At 31.4% G+C, this 6,794-nt stretch carries 7 protein-coding genes; 4 read left to right on the forward strand and 3 right to left on the reverse strand.

The features are described 5' to 3' along the window. Positions 1-646 precede the first annotated feature (646 nt). Positions 647-985: a hypothetical protein gene (locus JG776_RS12315; protein WP_291967965.1), complete on the forward strand. Its 339-nt coding sequence runs from the start codon at positions 647-649 to the stop codon at positions 983-985. A 92-nt stretch (positions 986-1,077) separates the two neighbouring features. Here JG776_RS12315 and JG776_RS12320 read toward each other — a convergent pair whose 3' ends face one another. After that, positions 1,078-1,485, reverse strand: coding sequence for a four helix bundle protein (locus JG776_RS12320; protein ID WP_291967967.1), 408 nt, complete (start codon positions 1,483-1,485; stop codon positions 1,078-1,080). Between the two features lie 856 nt (positions 1,486-2,341). Between JG776_RS12320 and JG776_RS12325 the strand changes: the two genes are divergently transcribed. Together JG776_RS12325 and JG776_RS12330 are read left to right on the forward strand one after the other, a co-directional pair. Continuing rightward, complete coding sequence (locus tag JG776_RS12325; protein WP_366934218.1) at positions 2,342-3,073, forward strand: ParM/StbA family protein; 732 nt, start codon at positions 2,342-2,344, stop codon at positions 3,071-3,073. Positions 3,074-3,077: 4 nt separating this feature from the next. Continuing rightward, entirely contained in the window at positions 3,078-3,368 is a 291-nt protein-coding gene (locus tag JG776_RS12330; protein WP_291967970.1) for a hypothetical protein, read from the forward strand. A gap of 565 nt (positions 3,369-3,933) precedes the next feature. Here the strand turns inward: JG776_RS12330 and JG776_RS12335 are convergent. Then, positions 3,934-4,221: a hypothetical protein gene (locus JG776_RS12335; protein WP_291967971.1), complete on the reverse strand. Its 288-nt coding sequence runs from the start codon at positions 4,219-4,221 to the stop codon at positions 3,934-3,936. Positions 4,222-4,465: 244 nt separating this feature from the next. Then, positions 4,466-5,299, reverse strand: a complete 834-nt coding sequence (locus tag JG776_RS12340; RefSeq protein WP_291967972.1) for a sigma factor-like helix-turn-helix DNA-binding protein — start codon at positions 5,297-5,299, stop codon at positions 4,466-4,468. 151 nt (positions 5,300-5,450) lie between these two features. Here JG776_RS12340 and JG776_RS12345 point away from each other — a divergent pair. Beyond that, the coding region (locus JG776_RS12345; RefSeq protein WP_291967974.1) for a toprim domain-containing protein at positions 5,451-6,794 on the forward strand (1,344 nt) is incomplete at its 3' end.

The raw sequence follows: 6,794 nt of genomic DNA on the forward strand, positions 1-6,794 counted from the left end.
TTGGACAGGGAATGATAGCAAACATTAAACATCGAATATAATTATTCTATAAAGTTTATAATTCGTTCACTTAAAAATAAAAATTTCTTTAATATAAAGTGAACGAATTTTATGGATTGTTTCCTTTGGTTATTTTTAATTTTAAAGTTAACAATCCATATTATCATTGTAAATTAAAATATCGATAATTTTTATGTAATATTTATAACAATCTTACTATGCTCCAATCAAAACAAAGTTTGATTAATAAAAAATGGTTGGTGAAAGAGAATAAAGTTTAGTAAAAACACGTGAGGTGCTTACAGGAGAAATTTTGTAATCCTTCACAGGGTTTTTATGTCTTGGAACGAACTGAATGTGCAGCCACACCCAATCCAACGGTCCCGTTGATTTTTTTCTACAATCATAAGCATGATTTCGTGATAGATAAATCAATTCTAATGCTATGTAATAAATTTTGGAATAATTCTTGTGGTTTGCTAAGTGAGTTTTTTCTCAGTGGGAAAAAGAGGAATTAAGGATAACCTTATGAACTTTTCGAATTTGTCAACATTACGTTGACGCTTTCGAAAAGTTGAATTTTGCTGCTGGACCCTTGTCTTACTCCTTTTGGCCCGATAAAATAAGTCAAAAGGGGGTGGTATTAATGAAACCAGTAAGATGTAATAGTACTTATGCATTTAGCGAAGATGAAGTTTGTGAAAGCAATAAATATAATCTCAGCGTTACAGTTGTTCAGAATGTTATATATGCCTATTCAGTTCTAGATTTATGGATAATACAAAGAACTGGGAAGAAACGATACCTTCTTTATCACCAGAACAAGAAATTTGGAAATAAGAATTATCATTTTCAGCAGGAGTTTACCAATCTTGATGATGTATTTGAGTATCTGAAAAGGCATGATGAATATGTCTTGAAAGAAAAATGGGCTTTACCTAAACAATTGAAGGTGGCATATAGAAAGGCTAGAAGGCATAAATGACAAAGATAGAAATCCCAGGTAATATATAAAAATGAGCCTGTAAATATAGCACTATATTGCTATTACAGGCTCATTTTTATATGTAATACTATTTAGACCATAACAGTATCTTTTAATTCGTTATCTGCATCAGATTGCAGTTTTTTGATACATCCATAAAGCATCTTAATAATTTCAATTAGCCTTAGTTCCAATGCATCATACTCCTCTTTGGTGATATATTCATTCATAAGGGCTATGGTAAGAAAGTTACGGGTCTCCCCTGCACTTCCGAGGGCCAGATTGTAGTGGTAGTATTCTCTGCTTTGATATAACTGTGTATTGCCCTCTGCGATATTAGCGCAAATACTAGTACACGCCCTGAGGAGTTGAGACACAATTATATGAGTTTCAAATTTAGGAAACTTTTTAGTGATTTTATATATTTCACTTGTTAATTCTGCTGATTTCTGCCATACTTTCAGGCTTTTGAAGTCTTTTATGTATAAATTCTGACCCATAGAACCATCCTTTCAAATTGAATTTTTTACATTATACGGAGGGATAGGGAAAAGTCAAGTTTTTGTAAGAGAATTTTTGTAAAGTAATTTTTAAAAGGTGAAAGGGGTTAGGGGAAGTAAATACTGGATTTGCATGTTCCTTAACACCATATACCTTAACCATTGTATCCAAATAAGTTTTTGTCGCTCTAAAATCGGCATAAGTGTAGTTAAAACAAGGCTTTCGGGGAATTAACTAAATAACATATATATTAGGAGAAGAGTGAAGGAGGAAGGAGAAAAGGGATAGGGTAAAAAGAGCCAAAAAATAAATAAAAAATACTTGATTTTACATTAAAAGATTTCATATAAATTAATTGTTCACGAATAATAAGGCATTTTACATTAATCATGATTGAATACCTCTATACTGTTTCTATTTATAGTATGCTTACCAATTCAGGTAAGCAATTTTTTTGCAAAAATACTTGAAATTATAAAAAGTGATTAAATATAAAGAACTATAACGAACTTAAAATATATTGAAGAATGGAGGAATTTGTATGAACAATAGGATTTTACGAGCCTCTGTGGGCATGGTTAGGATGCTAGGGCGATGGTCTTAAAACCCTTGTAGCATCGCCATTGGCAGGCTACCATACCCACTTCTCATTATCAATGGTACACTTCGTCAAACTGGAAATTAATATACAAATATTAGAAAAAGTCGTAAAATCTTATTGAATGAAATTTGTATAAAGTTATTTAGCGTTCACAGGGATTCATTAAATCTAATAATGAACCAATCTCAACAAGCAACTTGTTAATTTATGAAGGTAAGTTTTACAGTATCGGGAGTAGTAGATTAAGTGTTCAAATGGATAAGACAGTCAATCAGGATGCTTTCATCTTGTCTTTGCCTGCAATTGCAGATGCGATAAATAAAGCAGGAGTAGAAGGTGAGGTAGATGTAATCCTGGGAGTAGGGCTCCCGATTGTCAGTTATGGAACACTAAAGAGAAAATTTCGTGAGTATTTTTTAAGACGGGACATAAAATTTAATTTTAATAAAAAGGATTATACAATTAATATAGTTGATTGCCGTACTTATACTCAAGGGTATTCCGCACTGATAACGGTGTTTAATAATTACAGAAATCTGCTATGCAATGTTATCGACATTGGTGGATATACAATTGATTTTTTCAGAGTAGAAAATGGAATCATTGATGTTTCATCATGCTACTCGCTTCATAGCGGAATCATTACGTTAATTGCGAATATCCAGCAGGAACTTTTAAAAACGAATATTAAGTTAACGGAAACTCAGATACAGGATATTATAGCAGGAAAAGAACCTGTCCTTTTCGAGGCTGACATTAAGGAAATAATTAAAGTGATGTCAGAAGAGTATGTAGAAAACATATTAGCCAAAATTGAAGAATATGGGTTTGAATTCCGTAACCCTACTGTTTTCACAGGCGGGGGAAGTATGCTGCTTCAGAAATATATTGAAGAATCCAGAAGAGTAAAATATGCAGATTTTCTTGACCAGTTTGCAAATGCCAGAGGCTATAAAATCCTATTAGAGCAGGAACTAAGAAGGTGATTTTATGACTGTAAAAAGGCTTAATTTATCTTTTTCTTTAGACAGAAAAGATGATTTAGAAGTCTTTAATATATTATCAAAGCAGAAATATAAAACAGATTATGTCATAAAGGCAGTATTAAGTTACACGGGGAAAGGGAACAAAACTTTTGATAAGGAAACAATAAAACAGGCTGTAAAAGAGGCAATAGCAGAATGTGGAGGAATTACTACAGGAAACAGCAGAAAAGATAATGATGATTGTATTCAGCATGAACTGCCTGACAACATATTCGATATGTTTGATAATTTATAGCCTTTAACCTTTATGAGCAGTGAAGTTTCAGACTTCCTGCTTTTTTTCTTGGATAAAAGTATAGGTGGACAGATATTGAATAAGCCATAAATTTCCTTAGGTTAAGCCTTATTCTACCTTACCCCTTTCTCCTAATTCCTTGTTCCTTATTACAGAGTTCCCAAACGAACTGGAATGAAATGTATGGAACTATAAGGAACTAAGGCTTGAATATCAATTTAATAAAATCCGATTTTAGAAACGGTTTCCTTAATAAGAAAATTAGTAAGAATGAATTATTAGAAACGCATCTTTTTCTATTAAAAACGGAGCAAATGGGTAGGTTTTGTATACCTTGATTAGGGAAAAGGGGTTAGAAATGGTTTTAAGGATTAGGGGACAAAAAAGTGATTCTAAAATTGATATATAGCAGGTGAAGGGGGATTAAAGTCTAAAGGGAATAGGAGCCACAGGATATAGTATATTGTAAATAATAAAAGTATCGATTTTTCTTACCCATTAAATCTTATAAAAAATCTATATAAAAAAGGCTTTCCAGCAAAAACTGAAAAGCCTTTTAAATCTGCTAGTCTGTTAGATTGATATCGAGATATTGAATCATCTCGTTTATACTTGGGTAATTTTCCTTAAACTGCTTTGGTTCTAGTTCAGGAATTTCTTTAGAGAGTTTCAAAAGCAAATTCTTCAGTTCTTTCAATAAATCTTTTTCGCTATCGTGATTATATTCATATACGCTAACGAGAATATCGAGATAATAATCGAGATTTTGATATAATAAGGAATCTCGTCCAAAGGATGTCTCTACAAAGTTAAATAATTCCTTGATTTCTGATTTTAATTGTTTTGATTTCATGAGCATCATCTCCTTTTTGATTTTTGATAGTTTAGAAGATGATATATACTAATGTCAAATAAAAATTTTATTTCATGCACATTTATTTTTGTCGCTCAAAAGGGGTTTCAAACCCTTGTATTAATGAGCATCTTTCTGTTTTTACTAAATACATATATATTATAAGGACTTTACGACATCAAGAACGGAAATTAAACTAGACTATAGTGATAAGTTTTCAGATATGATACAAATTAGTATTCCCTTATTTATTATTGTATTTTAAAAGCAAATGGGTACGAAGTTTTTTTAAAATCCTTGTTTTTAATTGGCGGGAGTATTCAGGTGTAATATTTAATTTTGCTGCTATTTCTGCATGTGTATACCCTTGAATAAACAAATTCCATAATTTCCATTCTCCGCAAGTCAGTATATTTTTTATATCTGACAAAAGAGTTTTTATATCCTTGATTTCATTAGTTGAACTGCATATATGATTACTAAATAGAAACCTATCAAAATAGTTAGATGAGTCATTATTATTGCATTTATGCTTTATCTTATCTATGCTAAATATCTGAAGTGCTAAGTCCTTTCTCACACATCTATATATGTAATTCCAATAATCATCGCAGAATTTAATAGCAAGATAATAGGAGTATTCATTATTGTATTGCTCAATTGATTTTTCAAGTTTTTCTAATGGAACTCTTTCTACAACTTCCCAAAACGGATAGATTAGAGAATAGTTCCACGGGTTATTACTATCCCAATACCCATATTGGTCAATATAATCTTTAAGATATTTTTCACAGGCAATGCTAAAGTCTATTTTAAATTTGTTCGTATTAATATCACTGGAAAAGGACTTCTGTAGGTCATAAAGTTTAGAATATTTTTGCTTTCTCATCTTTGAAGAATATATTTTAGTTATATCCCCTGTTATCGTCCATTTCAAAAGGGGCTCCATTAAATTGTATAGATTAATTAAAGTCTCGTTTTGCCGACTTTTACTTAAGATGTTTTTGCTTTTCTCTAGTTTATATTGATATAAAAGTTTTTTTACATTCTCATCATTTACAAATGGTTTTTTCGTCATAAACATTCCTCCACAACTGTTTTTGACATTTTAGCCATAGCAGGAAGAAAATCAAATTTTCACCTGAAAAATTTAAAAAAATAAGATTAAAATTTGAAACCTAACGAAACGACCAATATAATGCCTCCAAATTAAGACGGAGGCGATGTATATGGGAAACAAAACATTTTCATTTGGAAAGGTAAAAGGGATGGATATGGTGAAAGTTATGAATATGGAAATTATCCATGCCAATTTTTCAGGTTTGCAGTACCTATGGGGGCAGTATAAGAGAAGCACGAACAATTTAGTAAAAGAAGAAATTGCAGAATGCTTTAAAACATATGCGGGTGACTATATTGTTAGATTTGGGAAATATAAGGGACTAACGCTGAAGCAAATTGATGAAATAAATAGAAGTTATATAGAAAACTATCTTACCCATAATGATAACGAAGAAATTAGAGTAGTTGTTAAAACATACCTCAAATATCATCCAAAAAAGATGAAAGGCGAGTTTAATACCTATCAACAGCAGACATATGCATACTATCATGAGTTAAAAAAGAGAATAGACGATAGTAGTCAATCATATATAGAGTACGTTATTAGAAACATGGGGTATGTAATAGAGAATGGGAAGTTTGAGCACTGTCCCTGGGGATGTGATATGCACAGTAAAAGGTATCAGCATGCAATTTTGAAGAAAGGTACGGATAATTCTTTTTTTATAATTTGCTTTAAATGCGGAAAAAATGAAAACTTTATCAAATTCATATGTGAAAAGAAAAACTGTAGTTTTATTGAAGCACTTGAATGGATAGCAGGAGTTTTAGGAATTACAGTTGCTAATCTTCCCAAAATTAACGCTGAAGAAATAAAAAAGGAATTTGTAAATGTTGAAGAAGAAATTTTGCTTGAGAAGCGAATTCTTCCAGAGATTAGCCTTGAAGGTTTTGGTTTTAATAAAGGAGTATATCCTCCTGTGTTTTTTGAGAGAGGATTTACTGCAATAGATGCAGAAGAGATGGAAGTTTATTTTGCGGGAAGAGATTGTACTAATGGTTTTAAAAACAGAATATGCTTCTTAATTAGAGATTTAGAGGGCAGGCTTGTAGGGGTTGTTGGGAGAAGTAAATATAGTGAAGAGGAACATTACAACTATTGGGCTAAAAGATTGGGATTAGATGATACTATGAGCAGAGAAGAACAAATAAAAGAGATTGAAAATCAAAACTGCAAATATAAAAAATATTATAATTTTGAGGGGTTTAAATCGGGATGTGCTTTATATAATGCGAATAGGTTGGTTAATAGCAGTAAGGAAGAAGTTTTTATTGTTGAAGGTCCTTTTGATGTAATGAAAATGGTTCTTAAACATGGTTATAAAAATACGGTTGGGATGTTTGGCCATTCGCTCAGTAAGGGACAACTATATCAACTTTACCAGTTGTATGAGAATGTAAGAGAAAAAATTAAGATATATCTACTTGTTGACAACGATGAGGCTGGATTA

Source organism: Caloramator sp., from assembly GCF_020054765.1.
Taxonomy (GTDB): domain Bacteria; phylum Bacillota; class Clostridia; order Clostridiales; family Caloramatoraceae; genus Thermobrachium; species Thermobrachium proteoclasticum.

Bases quoted from the DNA above. Each gene is read 5' to 3' on its own strand.
- JG776_RS12325 (WP_366934218.1), top strand. From the start codon at position 2,342: ATGGATAAGACAGTCAATCAGGATGCTTTCATCTTGTCTTTGCCTGCA.
- JG776_RS12320 (WP_291967967.1), bottom strand. From the start codon at position 1,485: ATGGGTCAGAATTTATACATAAAAGACTTCAAAAGCCTGAAAGTATGG.
- JG776_RS12340 (WP_291967972.1), bottom strand. From the start codon at position 5,299: ATGACGAAAAAACCATTTGTAAATGATGAGAATGTAAAAAAACTTTTA.
- JG776_RS12315 (WP_291967965.1), top strand. From the start codon at position 647: ATGAAACCAGTAAGATGTAATAGTACTTATGCATTTAGCGAAGATGAA.
- JG776_RS12330 (WP_291967970.1), top strand. From the start codon at position 3,078: ATGACTGTAAAAAGGCTTAATTTATCTTTTTCTTTAGACAGAAAAGAT.
- JG776_RS12335 (WP_291967971.1), bottom strand. From the start codon at position 4,221: ATGAAATCAAAACAATTAAAATCAGAAATCAAGGAATTATTTAACTTT.